Genomic DNA, 14,337 nt, shown 5'->3' on the forward strand with positions numbered 1-14,337 from the left:
GTCTGGCTTACGGCTCGCCGCCCGACCCACCGGTATACAACCGGATAATGTCATCAATTTCCCCCGACATTTTCATCCGCAGCAACGTCCTCAATATCCGCTGCACCGGCACGTTCGGATCATTGCGCACATAGCAGCCGACCTTCTGCTCCTGCAACACCGCCACCGCTTGCAGTTGCTGCCCCGGCAGCAGGCGCTGGTTGAACCAGTCCAGCGTCCATTGATTGCTCACGGCGTAGCGGTAGCGGCCGGCCAGCAGCTTGTCCAGCACTTGTTCCTGATTGCGTGCGTCTTCGCGCCATAGTCGATCGGCGTCGAATATCGGTTGCAGCGTGGGATAGCTGTAGCCGAGCACGGTGCCGATCGACTGGCGGGGCAGGTGGGCCGGATCGGCGTTGGGCGGTTGGTCCTGACGGCTGATCAGCAGGTCGCGCTGGAAGAACAGCGGGAGGCTCCAGATGTAATCGCCGGACAGGTTCGGCAACCACGATTGTGCGGCATAGCAGCGCACGTCGACTTCGCCGTGTTCCATGGCGTTCTGCACGCGGGCGCGGGGCAGGACGTGAAATTGCGCCGGCACGCCAACCTGGGTCGCGAGGCTGAGCATCATGTCGTAGAGGATGCCCTGGGTCGGGCGGCCGCGTTCGATCTGCACCATCGGCATTGCCCAGCTGTCGGCAACCACGAAGCGCAGCGGCGGTGGCGACGCCATCGCGCTCAGGCTCAATCCCAGTAATGCCCCCACGGCCCACCGCATAAACGCTCCGGTAATTCCCGATCCCGAGCCGACAAAAGCCCTCGCTCATGCAGCTTAGCCAGAATAGACGAGCACACCGGATGCAATTTTGGCCTTGCTCCGCTAGCATTAGCCGCTTCTGCTTCCTTTGCCGCGACGGTTTTCGATGAGTTATCAGGTTCTTGCACGTAAATGGCGTCCGCGCTCGTTCCGCGAAATGGTCGGCCAGACCCATGTGCTCAAGGCTCTGATCAATGCCTTGGACAGCCAGCGCCTGCACCACGCCTACCTCTTCACCGGTACGCGGGGCGTCGGCAAGACCACGATTGCGCGGATCATCGCCAAATGCCTGAACTGTGAAACAGGTATCACTTCAAGCCCCTGCGGCGAGTGTTCGGTGTGCCGCGAGATCGATGAAGGCCGTTTCGTCGACCTGATCGAGATCGACGCCGCGAGCCGGACCAAGGTCGAGGACACCCGCGAGCTGCTCGACAACGTGCAGTACGCCCCGAGCCGCGGGCGCTTCAAGGTCTACCTGATCGACGAAGTGCACATGCTCTCCAGCCATTCCTTCAATGCGCTGCTGAAAACCCTCGAAGAGCCGCCGCCCTACGTCAAGTTCATCCTGGCGACCACCGACCCGCAGAAACTTCCGGCAACGATTTTGTCGCGATGCCTGCAGTTCTCCCTGAAGAACATGACCCCTGAGCGTGTGGTCGAGCATTTGACCCACGTTCTGGGCGCCGAAAACGTCCCGTTCGAAGACGACGCACTGTGGCTGCTCGGCCGTGCGGCCGACGGTTCGATGCGTGACGCCATGAGCCTGACCGACCAGGCCATCGCCTTCGGTGAAGGCAAGGTGCTGGCCGCCGATGTGCGGGCGATGCTCGGTACGCTGGATCACGGCCAGGTTTACGACGTGCTGCACGCGCTGATCGAAGGCGACGCCAAGGCGTTGCTCGAAGCCGTGCGTCATCTGGCTGAACAGGGCCCGGACTGGAACGGCGTGCTCTCGGAAATTCTCAACGTGCTGCACCGCGTCGCCATCGCCCAGGCCTTGCCGGAAGGGGTCGACAACGGCCACGGCGACCGTGACCGGGTGCTGGCCCTGGCCCAGGCATTGCCGGCCGAAGACGTGCAGTTCTATTACCAGATGGGCCTGATCGGTCGCCGCGACTTGCCGCTGGCGCCGGACCCGCGAGGCGGTTTCGAAATGGTGCTGCTGCGGATGCTGGCCTTCCGGCCGGCAGACACGGCGGACGCCCCGAGGCAACCGCTAAAGCCAGTGGGGATCAGCCAGGCCACAGTTGATTCCGCAAACTCAGTGGCTGCCGCGCCAAAACCTGCGCCGGTAGTTGCTGCGGCTGTTGCGCCGGCTCCGGCTCCGGTGGTTGCACCTGCGCCGGCTCCCGAGCCTGCGCCGGTTGCCCCGGTGATTGCGCCTGAACCCGTTCCTGAGCCAGAGCCCGAACCGGTTGCTGTCGAAGAAGTCGTCGACCTGCCGTGGAATGACCCGGTAGAACCGGCGCCTGTGCAGCAGCCAGCGGTCGAGCCCGTGCTGGAAACCACCGCCGAACAACCGGATCTGCCGCCAATGCCGCTGCCGACCCCGGACAGCGTCGTGCCGGACGCCCCGGAGTGGGCCGCCGCGCCGATTCCCGAGCCGTCAGTAGCCGACGTCGATGCCGCCACGCCAGGCATGGACATGGACGACGAGCCGCCGCTCGACGAGGACTACATCGAGCCGGACATGGATTCGGCCTACAGTTACCTTGACGATCTGGCCAGCGAGCACGCCGCAGAACCGGCCCCGGAACCCGAGCCGGAGCCTGCCGCCGCGCCGGCCACCGGTCTGGCCCTGCAATGGCTGGAGCTGTTCCCGCAACTGCCGATCTCCGGCATGACCGGCAGCATCGCCGCCAACTGCACGCTGATCGCGGTCGATGGCGACAACTGGCTGATGCACCTGGACCCGGCCCACAGCGCCTTGTTCAACGCCACCCAGCAGCGTCGTCTGAATGATGCGCTGAACCAGTTCCACGGGCGCACGCTGACCCTGACCATCGAGCTGATCAAGCCCGAGCAGGAAACCCCGGCCCAGGCCGCGTCCCGGCGCCGTGCCAACCGTCAGCGCGAGGCGGAGGAATCGATCCACGGCGATCCGTTCATCCAGCAGATGGTGCAGCAGTTCGGTGCGGTCGTGCGACACGATACTATTGAACCTGTCGACGCCCTGGTCAGTCAGGGCTAATAACTGAGGGCGTCCGGCCTGTCTGGCCGGGCGCTGTTTTGATCCAAGTACTTTTGAGGTGATTCCCATGATGAAAGGTGGCATGGCCGGCCTGATGAAGCAGGCGCAGCAGATGCAGGAAAAAATGGCCAAGATGCAGGAAGAGCTGGCCAACGCCGAAGTCACCGGCAAAGCCGGTGGCGATCTGGTCACCGTGGTGATGACTGGTCGTCATGACGTGAAGAAAGTCAGCATCGACCCGAGCGTACTGCCGGGCCTGGACGAAGACGACCGTGAAGTGGTCGAGGATCTGGTGGCTGCAGCCGTCAACGCCGCTGTGCGTCAGATCGAAGCCAACAGCCAGGCGAAAATGGGCAGCATGACCGCTGGCATGAACCTGCCGGCCGGTATGAAACTGCCGTTCTGATTCGCCTTTGCGGGTTGGATGAGCTACAAAAAATGCCAGGCATCGCGCCTGGCATTTTTTTTGGCCCTTTGATCGTTCCCACGCTCTGCGTGGGAATGCAGCCGGGACGCTCCGCGTCCCAAATCCAACGCCGTACACGGAACGTCCGTTAAGCTATTCCCGCGTGGACAGATCGAGACCTCGACCGAACAACGATCATCAAGCGGAACGCACCATGCCCACCAAGGTCTGCTCCCTATACCGCCGAATTCATCATTCAAAGGAGACGCTGACATGTCCGACTCTCTGACCCTCAATCAACGCTTCGTGCTGGCCTCGCGGCCGGTAGGTGCGCCAACGCCCGAGAACTTCCGTCTGGAGCGCGAGGCGCTGCCGGACCTTGAAGACGGCCAGGTGTTGCTCAAGACCCTGTACCTGTCGCTCGATCCCTACATGCGCGGGCGCATGAGTGACGCGCCGTCCTACGCGGCACCGGTACAAATCGGCGAGGTGATGACCGGCGGCGCTGTCAGCCGGGTCGAACAGTCGCGTCATCCGAAATTCCACCCTGGCGATCTGGTGGTCGGTGCCACCGGTTGGCAAAGCCACAGCATCAGCGATGGCCGTAACATCATCCCGATCCCGTCCGGCCTGCCGAGCCCGTCGATGGCGCTCGGCGTACTGGGCATGCCCGGCATGACCGCGTACATGGGCCTGATGGACATCGGCCAGCCAAAAGAAGGGGAGACCCTGGTGGTTGCCGCCGCTTCCGGTGCAGTGGGTTCGGTGGTCGGCCAGGTGGCGAAGATCAAAGGCCTGCGCGCCGTCGGCGTGGCTGGCGGTGCCGAGAAGTGCAAATACGTGGTCGAGGAACTGGGTTTCGACGCCTGTATCGATCACAAGGCGCCGGACTTCGCCGAGCAACTGGCCAAGGCCTGTCCCAATGGCATCGACATCTATTACGAAAACGTCGGTGGCCATGTCTTCGATGCGGTCGTGCCGCTGCTCAATCCCAAGGCGCGGATCCCGCTGTGCGGCCTGATCGCCGGCTACAACGCTTCGGAAGCACCGAAAGGCCCGGATCGTCTGCCAGCACTACAGCGCACCTTGCTGACCAAGCGCGTACGGATTCAGGGCTTCATCGTGTTCGACGACTACGGTGACCGTCAGCCGGAATTCATCAGCGCGATGGTGCCTTGGGTGCGCGACGGCAAGGTGAAATTCCGCGAGGACGTGGTCGAGGGCCTGGAGCAGGCGCCGCAAGCGTTTATCGGGCTGCTGGAGGGGCGCAACTTCGGCAAACTGGTGGTGAAGGTCGCCCAGGACTGAGGATTTGACGCTGGCCGGAGGCGCGGGTATAAACCGCGTCTCGTTGTTTTGTCGGACTTTTCCCCCATGAGCTTCAGCCCTTTGATTCGCCAACTGATCGACGCCCTGCGAACTTTGCCGGGCGTGGGTCAGAAAACTGCCCAGCGTATGGCGTTGCAGTTGCTCGAACGTGACCGCAGCGGCGGTACGCGCCTGGCCCAGGCCTTGAGTCAGGCCATGGAAGGGGTCGGACACTGCCGCCAGTGCCGCACGCTGACCGAAGACGATCTGTGCCCGCAATGCGCCGACACCCGTCGCGACGACACGCTGCTGTGCGTGGTGGAAGGGCCGATGGACGTCTACGCGGTCGAGCAGACCGGCTTCCGTGGTCGCTACTTCGTGCTCAAGGGGCATCTCTCGCCGCTGGACGGTCTGGGCCCGGAAGCCATCGGCATTCCGCAACTGATGGCGCGGATCGAAGAGGCGGGCACCTTCACCGAAGTCATCCTCGCCACCAACCCGACCGTGGAAGGCGAAGCGACGGCGCACTACATCGCTCAGTTGCTGCAGAACAAAGGCCTGATCGCCTCGCGCATCGCCCACGGCGTACCGTTGGGCGGCGAACTGGAGCTGGTGGACGGCGGCACGCTGGCTCACTCGTTTGCCGGGCGCAAGCCGATTTCCCTCTGAGCCACACAATCCTGTTGAAAACCAAGCAAGCGCTCGGTTAAGTTCGGCGAACCCTTCCATGGAGTTCGCCGATGCCCGCCTTCCAGGAATACTTCGACCCCAGCCACCAATTGGTCCGCGACAGCGTCAGACGTTTCGTCGAGCGCGAGATCCTTCCGGACATCGATGCGTGGGAAGAAGCCGAAAGCTTTCCCCGTGAGCTGTACCTCAAGGCCGGTGCGGCCGGCATTCTCGGCATCGGTTACCCCGAAGCGCTGGGCGGCAGTCACGAAGGTGATCTGTTCGCCAAGATCGCCGCCAGCGAAGAACTGATGCGTTGCGGCTCCGGCGGGCTGGTAGCCGGGCTCGGCTCGCTCGATATCGGTTTGCCGCCGATCGTCAAATGGGCCCGACCCGAAGTCCGTGACCGTGTCGTCCCTCAAGTGCTCAGCGGCGAGAAAATCAGCGCCTTGGCCGTCACCGAACCGGGCGGCGGTTCCGACGTCGCCAACCTGCAGACCCGCGCCATACGCGACGGCGATCATTACCGGGTCAGCGGCAGCAAAACCTTTATCACCAGTGGCGTACGCGCCGACTACTACACCGTCGCGGTGCGTACCGGCGCGCCCGGTTTTGGCGGCATCAGCCTGCTGCTGATCGAGAAGGGCACGCCGGGCTTCACCGTCGGCCGGCAACTGAAGAAAATGGGCTGGTGGGCGTCGGACACGGCTGAATTGTTCTTCGACGATTGCCGGGTGCCTGTAGGAAACCTGATCGGCGCTGAAAACATGGGATTCGCCTGCATCATGGGCAACTTCCAGAGCGAACGTCTGGCATTGGCGCTGATGGCCAACATGACCGCGCAACTGGCGCTGGAAGAAAGCCTGAAGTGGGCGAAGGAGCGTGAAGCGTTCGGCAAACCCATCGGCAAGTTCCAGGTGATCAAGCATCGCCTCGCGGAAATGGCCACGGCGCTGGAAGTCTCGCGGGAGTTCACCTACCGGCAGGCGGCGAAAATGGCGGCGGGGCAGAGCGTGATCAAGGAGATTTCCATGGCCAAGAACTTCGCCACGGACACCTCGGACCGCATCACCAACGAGGCGGTGCAGATTCTTGGCGGGCTGGGTTATATGCGCGAAAGCCTGGTGGAGCGGCTGTATCGGGATAACCGCATCTTGTCGATTGGCGGCGGGACGCGGGAAGTGATGAACGAGATCATCAGCAAACAGATGGGGCTTTAGATTTTTTGGTGACGCTGGTGGCCCTTTCGCGAGCAAGCCCGCTCCCACATTCGATCGTGCTCCATCAGGGGAATGCGGTCGAATGTGGGAGCGGGCTTGCTCGCGAAGGCGTAACGGCAGGCGCCGCTTACTTGTCAGTCAACGCAAACTGCGTCAGGCAGAACGTCGGAATCCCCATGTCCTCAAGACGCTGCGAACCACCCAGCTCCGGCAGATCGATGATCGCTGCCGCTTCATGAACGCGGGCGCCCATGCGGCGGATCAGGTTGGCCGCTGCGATCAGCGTGCCGCCGGTGGCGATCAGGTCATCGAACATCACCACCGAATCGCCTTCACACAGGCTGTCGGCGTGCACTTCGAGGAACGCTTCGCCGTACTCGGTCGCGTAACCTTCAGCCAGCACGTCCGCCGGCAGTTTGCCTTGCTTGCGGAACAGCACCAGCGGCTTGTTCAGCTGATAGGCCAGCACCGAACCGATCAGGAAACCGCGAGCGTCCATCGCACCGATATGGGTGAAGTCGGCTTCCACATAGCGGTGGGCGAAGCTGTCCATCACCAGGCGCAGGGCCTTGGGCGACTGGAACAGCGGGGTGATGTCGCGAAAGATCACGCCCGGTTTCGGGAAGTCGATCACGGGGCGGATCAGGGATTTGATGTCGAAGGAGTCGAAGACCATCGTCGAGGTGTCCTGGCAGGGCTGCAAACGGCGCAGTATACCCGCGGCTGAAACGATACGCTCGGCCGCGGGTCGAGATCAGACTTCGAGCGAGCCGCCGGCCAGGGCGCAGAGCTGGATCGGGTCGAGGATATGGATTTCCTTGCCCTCGGCTGCGATCAGTTCGTTCTGCTGAAAGCGGGTGAAGACCCGGGACACGGTTTCCACCGCCAGCCCCAGGTAGTTGCCGATTTCATTGCGCGACATGCTCAGGCGGAACTGGTTGGCCGAGAACCCGCGAGCGCGGAAACGCGCCGACAGGTTGACCAGGAAGGTGGCGATGCGCTCGTCGGCGGTCTTCTTCGACAGCAGCAACATCATCTGCTGGTCGTCGCGGATTTCCCGGCTCATCACGCGCATCAACTGGCGGCGCAGCTGCGGCAATTGCAGGGCCAGTTCGTCGAGGCGTTCGAATGGAATCTCGCAGACCGAAGTGGTTTCCAGCGCCTGGGCGGAAACCGGGTGTTTCTCGGTGTCCATGCCGGACAGCCCGACCAGTTCGCTCGGCAGGTGGAAGCCGGTCAGTTGTTCTTCGCCGGTGTCGCTCAGGCTGAAGGTCTTGAGGGCGCCGGAGCGTACTGCATAAACGGAATCGAAGGTGTCGCCCTGGCGGAACAGGAACTCACCCTTTTTCAACGGGCGGCCACGTTTAACGATTTCGTCCAGCGCATCCATGTCTTCCAGATTCAGCGAAAGTGGCAGGCAGAGAGGGGCCAGGCTGCAATCCTTGCAATTAGCCTGGTTGTGAGCGCGCAGTTTAACTGGCTCGGACATTTCTTAAATCCTTGTGGGAAAACACACATAAGGCGTAAGGGTAACCCAGCGGAGGACATTCAGGCCAGTCTGTGGCGAGATTGCCCCCACGGCATAAAGCCGCAGGGATGACGGCCGATAAACAGGTATCTGACGGCATGCAAGGAACCGCTTCGATGACTGCTATTGGTACGCTGACCCCCGGTAACAGTGGCGTTGCGTCGTTGCTGGAAAGTGCTGAAACCTCCGTTGACGATGAGTCGGGCACAGACGCGGCATCGTTGGGAAGCCCGACCTTGGTCGAGGGCGTCAAAGTGTCGCTGTCCGGTGCCGCCATTGCAAAATCCGCCGGTGCCGGCGGGAAAAACCGCGATATCGAAGAAAGCGGTTTGCCTGAAAACGTCCAGCAATTGCTGAAGATGATCCGCAAGTTTCGCCAGCAGATCGCCGAAAAGAACGCCCAGATCAACGCGCTGATGGCCAACAAGACCCTCTCCAACGAAGAGCGATTCGCCAAGATCGCTGCCCTCAAAGGCGCCATCTCCGCCCTCAACAACGGTCTGATCACCGCCAACCTGTCTCTGGCCAAAGTCATCGACCAATCGGGCCTGACCGCAGACCAGAACCTGAAAACCAACTCGCTGCTGATGAAGAGCTAAATCACCCGCGAAAAACGCTGGCGGTTCTGCTGTTCCAGATACGCGTCGAACACCATGCACACCGAACGCACCAACAGGCGCCCGGCCGGTAGCACGGTGATGCGCTCGCGATCCAGTTCGATCAGCCCGTCCTGCGCCATGCCCTGCAATTGTGGCCAGAGCGCGCCGAAGTAACCCTGAAAATCGATGTTGAAGCTGCGCTCGATCTCGGCGAAGTCCAGGCTGAAATTGCAGATCAGTTGCTGGATCACCGCGCGGCGCAAGCGATCGTCAGCGTTGCACACCAAACCCCGGCTGGTGGCCAGTTGCGCGCCGGCGAGGGTGTTCTGGTAGTGATTGAGGTCGCTGCTGTTCTGGCAGTACAGATCACCAATCTGGCTGATGGCCGACACGCCCAGCCCGATCAGGTCGCAATGACCGTGGGTGGTGTAACCCTGGAAATTGCGTTGCAAGGTCGATTCTTCCTGAGCAATCGCCAGTTCATCGTCGGGCAGGGCGAAATGGTCCATGCCGATGTAGCGGTAGCCGGCGGCGGTCAGTTGTTCGATGGTGCGTTGCAGCATTTCCAGCTTCTGCGCCGGGCTCGGCAGTTCGTTGCCGTTGATCCGCCGCTGCGGCATGAAGCGTTCCGGCAGGTGCGCGTAGTTGAACACCGACAGCCGGTCCGGTTGCAGGCTGATAACTTCCTCGACGGTGCGGGCGAAGTTGTCCGGAGTCTGCTTGGGCAGGCCGTAGATCAGGTCGATGTTGATCGAGCGAAATTGCAGGGTGCGTGCCGCGTCGATCACCGCACGGGTTTCTTCCAGGCTTTGCAGGCGATTGACCGCCCGTTGTACCGCCGGATCGAGATCCTGCAGGCCGATGCTGACTCGGTTGAAGCCCAATTCGCGCAGCAGGCCCATGGTCGACCAGTCGGCTTCGCGCGGGTCGATCTCGATGCCGTAGTCGCCGGAGTCATCGTCCAGCAAATTGAAATGCTTGCGCAGGTGCGCCATCAACTGGCGCAACTCATCGTGGCTAAGAAAGGTCGGCGTGCCGCCGCCGAAGTGCAGTTGCTCGACTTTCTGCGCCGGGTCGAGGTGGCAGGCGATCAGCTGGATTTCCTGCTCGAGCCGTTGCAGATACGGCAACGCGCGGCCGCGATCCTTGGTGATGACCTTGTTGCAGGCGCAGTAGTAGCAGATGTTCGCGCAGAACGGCACGTGCACGTACAGCGACAACGGGCGCAGGGCCTTGCGGCTGTCGCGCAGGGCGTGGAACAGGTCGAAGGTGCCGACCTGACTGTGAAATTGCACGGCCGTCGGGTACGAGGTGTAGCGCGGCCCCGCCAGGTCGTAGCGGCGGATCAAATCGGTGTCCCAACGAATGGCGTCGAGCATGCGGGCATTCCCCCGGATAGGCTGGCAGTGTGCCGAGTCTAGGGGAGGGCACAAAAAGGCGTCTTGATTTGCATCAACGGGGATATGTGTGTTGTCAGTGCGGGCCTCTTCGCGAGCAAGCTCGCTCCCACAGGAGATTTGTGGGCTACACAAAACCTGTGGGAGCGAGCTTGCTCGCGAAGGCCGCGCCGCCGATCAGTGGCCCATCAGCCAGTGCTGGTGCGGACCCGGCAGGGTCCAGATACCGAACAGGATCACCAGCAGACCGCCGGCCATGCGCACGCTGCGTTTGCGCAACAGTGCCGTGACCCGCTCGGCCGCGAGGCCGGTTGCCAGCAACACCGGCCAGGTACCGAGCCCGAAGGCGAGCATCAGCAACGCGCTGTCCAGTGCATTGCCCTGACTGGCCGACCACAACAACGTGCTGTAAACCAGCCCGCACGGCAGCCATCCCCACAGCGCGCCGAGCAGCAAAGCCCGGGGCAGGCTCGAAACCGGCAGCAGGCGATTGGCGACTGGCTGGATGTAACGCCAGAGTCCGCGACCGAGGCTTTCGATGCGGGTCAGGCCGCTCCACCAGCCCGCCAGATACAGGCCCATGGCGATCAGCAGCAAACCGGCGAGCACGCGCATGAACAGCGCAGCAGGACTGTTGGCCACCGCCCATCCCGCCAGCCCGATCAGCAATCCGGCCGTGGCATAGCTGAGAATCCGCCCAAGGTTATAGGCCAGCAGCAATCGAAAGCGTCGGCTGCGTTGCTCCTTGGGAATCGCCAGGGTCAGCGCGCCCATCAAGCCGCCGCACATGCCCAGGCAATGCCCGCCGCCGAGCAGGCCGAGAATCAACGCAGACACCAACAGCGGCGCCAGTTCAAGCATGGGGTGGCGCCTTGTCGTCCGGTTTGGCGGGGTTGGCTTCGTCTACCGCAGCGGTGTGGTTCGGGTCCTGGTCGTCGAACAGGATGCTGTGGGCCGGGCCGTCGAGGTCGTCGTACTGGCCGCTGTCCACCGCCCAGAAGAAGATGTAGACGGCGATGGCCACGATCAGCAGCGCGGCCGGAATCATCACGTAGAGAGCTGGCATCTGTACTCCATGCCCGCGCGGCTCAGGCCGGCAGCGGGCGGGTTTCTGACGTGGCGCTGACGGCCGGCGCGCTCGGCAGGCGAGTCAGGCGCAGGGCGTTGAGTACCACGGTCAGCGAACTGATCGACATGCCGACGGCGGCCCACACCGGAGTGATCCAGCCGAGGGCGGCGAACGGCAACATGAGGCCATTGTACAGCGCGGCCCACAACAGGTTCTCGATGATCACCCGACGGGTGCGACGGGCCAGCGTGAAGGCTTGTACCAAGGCGTCGAGTCGGTTGGACAGCAGCACCGCATCGGCGCTGGTTTTCGCCAGATCGGTGGCCGAGCCCATGGCCACGCTGATGTCCGCAGCGGCCAGCACCGGCACGTCGTTGACGCCGTCGCCGAGCATCAACACCTTGCGACCGTCCTTGTGCAGTTGTTGCAACACTTGCAGCTTGTCGTCCGGACGCAGACCGCCACGAGCCTCGTCGATGCCCAGTTCGGCGGCGACGCTGGCGACCATCGGCGAACTGTCGCCCGACAGCAGCAGCGTGCGCCAGCCGCGCGCCTTGCACGCTGCGAGCAGGGCCGGGGCGTCGTCGCGCAGACGGTCGTCGAGGGCGAACCAGGCCAGCGGCCCCTGACGGTCACCGAGCAGCAGCCATTGCCCCGGCTCCTTCGGCATCGATGGCACCGGTGCGCCGCTGAGATCACAGACAAAATCCGCCTGACCGATGCGCAAGCGCTGTTCGCCAACCAACCCTTCAAGCCCCAGCCCCGGCGCACTGTGGACATCTTCGGCAGCCAGCGGCGCGCGACCGAAGGCGCGGGCGATCGGGTGTTCGGAACGGTTTTCCAGGGCGGCGGCGAGGCTCAGGCACTGATCGCTGTCGAGGGCGCCAAGTGGTCGAATCGAACGCAGCACCAATCGGCCTTCAGTGAGGGTGCCGGTCTTGTCGAAGATCACCGTGTCGATCTGGTTCAGGCCTTCCAGCACATGGCCGCGCGTCAGCAGCAGGCCGAGTTTGTGCAGGGTGCCGGTGGCGGCGGTCAGCGCAGTTGGTGTTGCCAGAGACAGCGCGCACGGGCAGGTCGCCACCAGCATGGCGAGGACGATCCAGAATGCTCGCGACGAGTCCAGCTCCCACCACAGCAGGCCGATGGCGGCCGCCGCGATCAACGACAACAACAGGAACCATTGCGCGGCGCGGTCGGCGATTTCCGCCAGTCGTGGTTTTTCCGCCTGGGCGCGATCCAGCAGGCGAACAATGGCCGACAGTCGCGTGTCCTGGCCGAGCGCCTGCACCTCGACGGTCAGCGCACCTTCCACGTTCAGCGTGCCGGCGGTGACGGCGTCGCCCTTGGCGCGCGGTTGCGGGAGGTATTCGCCGGTCAGTACCGACTCATCGATGCTCGACTGGCCATCGAGGATCTTGCCGTCCGCCGGCAGCACCGAACCCGGTTGCACCAGCACGCGATCACCGAGGCGCAGTTCGCTGAGCAGGATGCGTTCACTCTGGCCGGCGTCGTCGAGGCGCAGGCACGAGGCGGGCAGCAGATTGACCAGTTGCGCGGTGGCAGCGGCGGTGCGCTCGCGGGCGCGACGTTCGAGGTAGCGCCCGGCGAGCAGGAACAGCGCGAACATGCCCACCGCGTCGAAGTACAGCTCGCCGACCCCTGTGATCGAGGTCCAGATCCCGGCGACATAGGCCGCACCGATCGCCAGCGATACCGAGACGTCCATGGTCAGGTGGCGGGTGCGCAGGTCGCGCATGGCGCCCTTGAAAAACGGTGTGCAGCTGTAGAACACGATCGGCGTGGTGAGGAACAGCGCGACCCAGCGCAGGATCGTGTGCAGCTCCGGGCTGAGGTCGATGTTGAATTCCGGCCAGGTCGCCATGGTCGCCATCATCGCCTGGAACCACAGCAGCCCGGCGACCCCGAGCTGGCGCAGGGCGAGGCGGTTTTCGCTGGCCAGTTGTTCGCTGGCGCGGTCGGCCTGATACGGGTGCGCGGCGTAGCCGATGTGGCGCAGTTCGCCGAGGATCTGGCTCAGCGGCAACTGAGTGTCTGCCCAGCGCACATGCAGGCGATGGTTGGACAGGTTCAGTCGCACCTCGGCCACGGCGGGCAGGGTGCGCAGGTGTTTCTCGATCAACCAGCCGCACGCGGCGCAACTGATGCCTTCCATCAGCAGCGTGGTTTCGGCCAGTTCACCTTCGTGGCGCACGAAAGGTTGCTGCACGTCGGCGCGGTCGTACAGCTCAAGTTCATCGACCAGTTGCACCGGCAGCGCTTCGGGGTTGGCCGAGGCTTCGCTGCGATGCTGGTAATAGCTTTCCAGCCCGCCGGCGACGATGGCTTCGGCCACCGCCTGACAGCCGGGGCAGCAGAACTCGCGGGATTCCCCGAGCACGACGGCGGTGAAGCGGCTGCCCGACGGAACGGGCAGGGCGCAGTGGTAGCAGGGGATTGGAATGGTCATGAGGCGTTCCGATGATCGTTCCCACGCTCCGCGTGGGAATGCCTCCCTGGACGCTCCGCGTCCGCTTCGGCTGGGACGCCGAGCGTCCCTGGCTGCGTGCCCACGCAGAGCGTGGGAACGATCAGTGTAAGGCTTATTTTTTCAGGTCTTCGGCGCCTTGCAGCGGCTCATCACCCAGCAACAAATCCTTGTCATGGCTGACCAGCTCTTCCTCGAACATCCGCCAAACGTGATCATCCTGAGTGCCCAGCAATTCAACAAAACGCCGCCCTTCGATCTTGTCGCTCAACTGGCCAATGTAGCGGCCGGTTTCAGTCTCGCTGCGAGCCAGGACGATCTTGCGATCCTTCTCTGGCTGGGTCGGCGAGATCAGGTTCAGCTCCAGGGTTTTCGGCTGGCTGTCGCCGCTCAGGCGCAGGTCGACTTCGCCGGTGACGTCATCCAGATGCACGGCAGCGCGCATCTTCAGGGTCTGCGCCAGCAGCTCACGATCCAGCGAACGGTTGATGCCTTTGCCGGCCTCGTAGTAGTTGTCGTTGACCAGGTTGTCCGGGTTGTTCACCGCGATGGTCACCATGGACAACGTCAGGGTCACCGAACAGGCCAGAATCCCGATGATGATCCATGGCCAAAGGTGCTTGTACCAGGGACTTGCGGCGTTTGCTGCGGGCATGTTCAGTTCTC

The 14,337-nt window shown here is 63.2% G+C and carries 14 protein-coding genes; 6 read left to right on the forward strand and 8 right to left on the reverse strand.

Features of this window, described 5'->3' with window-relative positions:
• Positions 1-7 precede the first annotated feature (7 nt).
• Positions 8-757 (reverse strand): ABC transporter substrate-binding protein, encoded by a 750-nt coding sequence (locus K5E37_RS02075; protein WP_221532987.1) that lies wholly within the window; start codon positions 755-757, stop codon positions 8-10.
• Between the two features lie 145 nt (positions 758-902).
• Between K5E37_RS02075 and dnaX the strand changes: the two genes are divergently transcribed.
• The 5 genes from dnaX (at position 903) to K5E37_RS02100 (ending at position 6,590) form a co-directional block, all read left to right on the forward strand.
• Positions 903-2,987, forward strand: coding sequence for a DNA polymerase III subunit gamma/tau (gene dnaX / locus K5E37_RS02080; protein ID WP_127797422.1), 2,085 nt, complete (start codon positions 903-905; stop codon positions 2,985-2,987).
• Positions 2,988-3,054: 67 nt separating this feature from the next.
• A complete protein-coding gene (locus K5E37_RS02085) occupies positions 3,055-3,393 on the forward strand; it encodes a YbaB/EbfC family nucleoid-associated protein (RefSeq protein WP_007951650.1) in 339 nt (112 codons plus the stop codon).
• A gap of 273 nt (positions 3,394-3,666) precedes the next feature.
• Positions 3,667-4,701 (forward strand): NADP-dependent oxidoreductase, encoded by a 1,035-nt coding sequence (locus K5E37_RS02090; RefSeq protein WP_221532988.1) that lies wholly within the window; start codon positions 3,667-3,669, stop codon positions 4,699-4,701.
• A 66-nt stretch (positions 4,702-4,767) separates the two neighbouring features.
• On the forward strand, positions 4,768-5,370 hold the full coding sequence (recR, locus tag K5E37_RS02095; RefSeq protein WP_007951652.1) for a recombination mediator RecR: 603 nt from the start codon (positions 4,768-4,770) through the stop codon (positions 5,368-5,370).
• 71 nt (positions 5,371-5,441) lie between these two features.
• Complete coding sequence (locus tag K5E37_RS02100) at positions 5,442-6,590, forward strand: acyl-CoA dehydrogenase family protein (protein ID WP_221532989.1); 1,149 nt, start codon at positions 5,442-5,444, stop codon at positions 6,588-6,590.
• A 127-nt stretch (positions 6,591-6,717) separates the two neighbouring features.
• Here K5E37_RS02100 and K5E37_RS02105 read toward each other — a convergent pair whose 3' ends face one another.
• The gene (locus K5E37_RS02105; RefSeq protein WP_003223345.1) at positions 6,718-7,266 is read right to left on the reverse strand and encodes an adenine phosphoribosyltransferase; all 549 of its coding nucleotides are present in this window, start codon (positions 7,264-7,266) and stop codon (positions 6,718-6,720) included.
• Positions 7,267-7,344: 78 nt separating this feature from the next.
• Positions 7,345-8,079, reverse strand: coding sequence for a fumarate/nitrate reduction transcriptional regulator Fnr (gene fnr / locus K5E37_RS02110; RefSeq protein ID WP_007951654.1), 735 nt, complete (start codon positions 8,077-8,079; stop codon positions 7,345-7,347).
• 155 nt (positions 8,080-8,234) lie between these two features.
• Here fnr and K5E37_RS02115 point away from each other — a divergent pair, with 155 nt between their 5' ends.
• The gene (locus K5E37_RS02115) at positions 8,235-8,717 is read left to right on the forward strand and encodes a hypothetical protein (RefSeq protein WP_085609019.1); all 483 of its coding nucleotides are present in this window, start codon (positions 8,235-8,237) and stop codon (positions 8,715-8,717) included.
• On the opposite strand, the gene hemN is transcribed toward K5E37_RS02115, so the two are convergent.
• From hemN to K5E37_RS02140, 5 genes are all read right to left on the reverse strand, one after another.
• Positions 8,714-10,096 (reverse strand): oxygen-independent coproporphyrinogen III oxidase, encoded by a 1,383-nt coding sequence (hemN, locus tag K5E37_RS02120; protein ID WP_011333280.1) that lies wholly within the window; start codon positions 10,094-10,096, stop codon positions 8,714-8,716. The genes K5E37_RS02115 and hemN overlap by 4 nt on opposite strands.
• Positions 10,097-10,291: 195 nt before the next feature.
• Complete coding sequence (locus K5E37_RS02125; protein ID WP_039770036.1) at positions 10,292-10,975, reverse strand: sulfite exporter TauE/SafE family protein; 684 nt, start codon at positions 10,973-10,975, stop codon at positions 10,292-10,294.
• Entirely contained in the window at positions 10,968-11,180 is a 213-nt protein-coding gene (gene ccoS / locus K5E37_RS02130) for a cbb3-type cytochrome oxidase assembly protein CcoS (protein ID WP_007951659.1), read from the reverse strand. Before ccoS ends, K5E37_RS02125 begins: the two co-directional genes overlap by 8 nt.
• A 22-nt stretch (positions 11,181-11,202) precedes the next feature.
• Positions 11,203-13,653, reverse strand: a complete 2,451-nt coding sequence (locus K5E37_RS02135; protein ID WP_221532990.1) for a heavy metal translocating P-type ATPase — start codon at positions 13,651-13,653, stop codon at positions 11,203-11,205.
• A gap of 133 nt (positions 13,654-13,786) precedes the next feature.
• The gene (locus tag K5E37_RS02140; RefSeq protein WP_007951661.1) at positions 13,787-14,326 is read right to left on the reverse strand and encodes a FixH family protein; all 540 of its coding nucleotides are present in this window, start codon (positions 14,324-14,326) and stop codon (positions 13,787-13,789) included.
• Positions 14,327-14,337 lie beyond the last annotated feature (11 nt).

Origin of the sequence: Pseudomonas sp. RIT778 (assembly GCF_019718735.1) — a bacterium.
GTDB lineage: Bacteria > Pseudomonadota > Gammaproteobacteria > Pseudomonadales > Pseudomonadaceae > Aquipseudomonas > Aquipseudomonas aphyarum.

Coding starts and splice junctions, on each gene's coding strand:
- K5E37_RS02075 (WP_221532987.1), bottom strand. CDS start 757: ATGCGGTGGGCCGTGGGGGCATTACTGGGATTGAGCCTGAGCGCGATG.
- dnaX (WP_127797422.1), top strand. CDS start 903: ATGAGTTATCAGGTTCTTGCACGTAAATGGCGTCCGCGCTCGTTCCGC.
- K5E37_RS02085 (WP_007951650.1), top strand. CDS start 3,055: ATGATGAAAGGTGGCATGGCCGGCCTGATGAAGCAGGCGCAGCAGATG.
- K5E37_RS02090 (WP_221532988.1), top strand. CDS start 3,667: ATGTCCGACTCTCTGACCCTCAATCAACGCTTCGTGCTGGCCTCGCGG.
- recR (WP_007951652.1), top strand. CDS start 4,768: ATGAGCTTCAGCCCTTTGATTCGCCAACTGATCGACGCCCTGCGAACT.
- K5E37_RS02100 (WP_221532989.1), top strand. CDS start 5,442: ATGCCCGCCTTCCAGGAATACTTCGACCCCAGCCACCAATTGGTCCGC.
- K5E37_RS02105 (WP_003223345.1), bottom strand. CDS start 7,266: ATGGTCTTCGACTCCTTCGACATCAAATCCCTGATCCGCCCCGTGATC.
- fnr (WP_007951654.1), bottom strand. CDS start 8,079: ATGTCCGAGCCAGTTAAACTGCGCGCTCACAACCAGGCTAATTGCAAG.
- K5E37_RS02115 (WP_085609019.1), top strand. CDS start 8,235: ATGACTGCTATTGGTACGCTGACCCCCGGTAACAGTGGCGTTGCGTCG.
- hemN (WP_011333280.1), bottom strand. CDS start 10,096: ATGCTCGACGCCATTCGTTGGGACACCGATTTGATCCGCCGCTACGAC.
- K5E37_RS02125 (WP_039770036.1), bottom strand. CDS start 10,975: ATGCTTGAACTGGCGCCGCTGTTGGTGTCTGCGTTGATTCTCGGCCTG.
- ccoS (WP_007951659.1), bottom strand. CDS start 11,180: ATGCCAGCTCTCTACGTGATGATTCCGGCCGCGCTGCTGATCGTGGCC.
- K5E37_RS02135 (WP_221532990.1), bottom strand. CDS start 13,653: ATGACCATTCCAATCCCCTGCTACCACTGCGCCCTGCCCGTTCCGTCG.
- K5E37_RS02140 (WP_007951661.1), bottom strand. CDS start 14,326: ATGCCCGCAGCAAACGCCGCAAGTCCCTGGTACAAGCACCTTTGGCCA.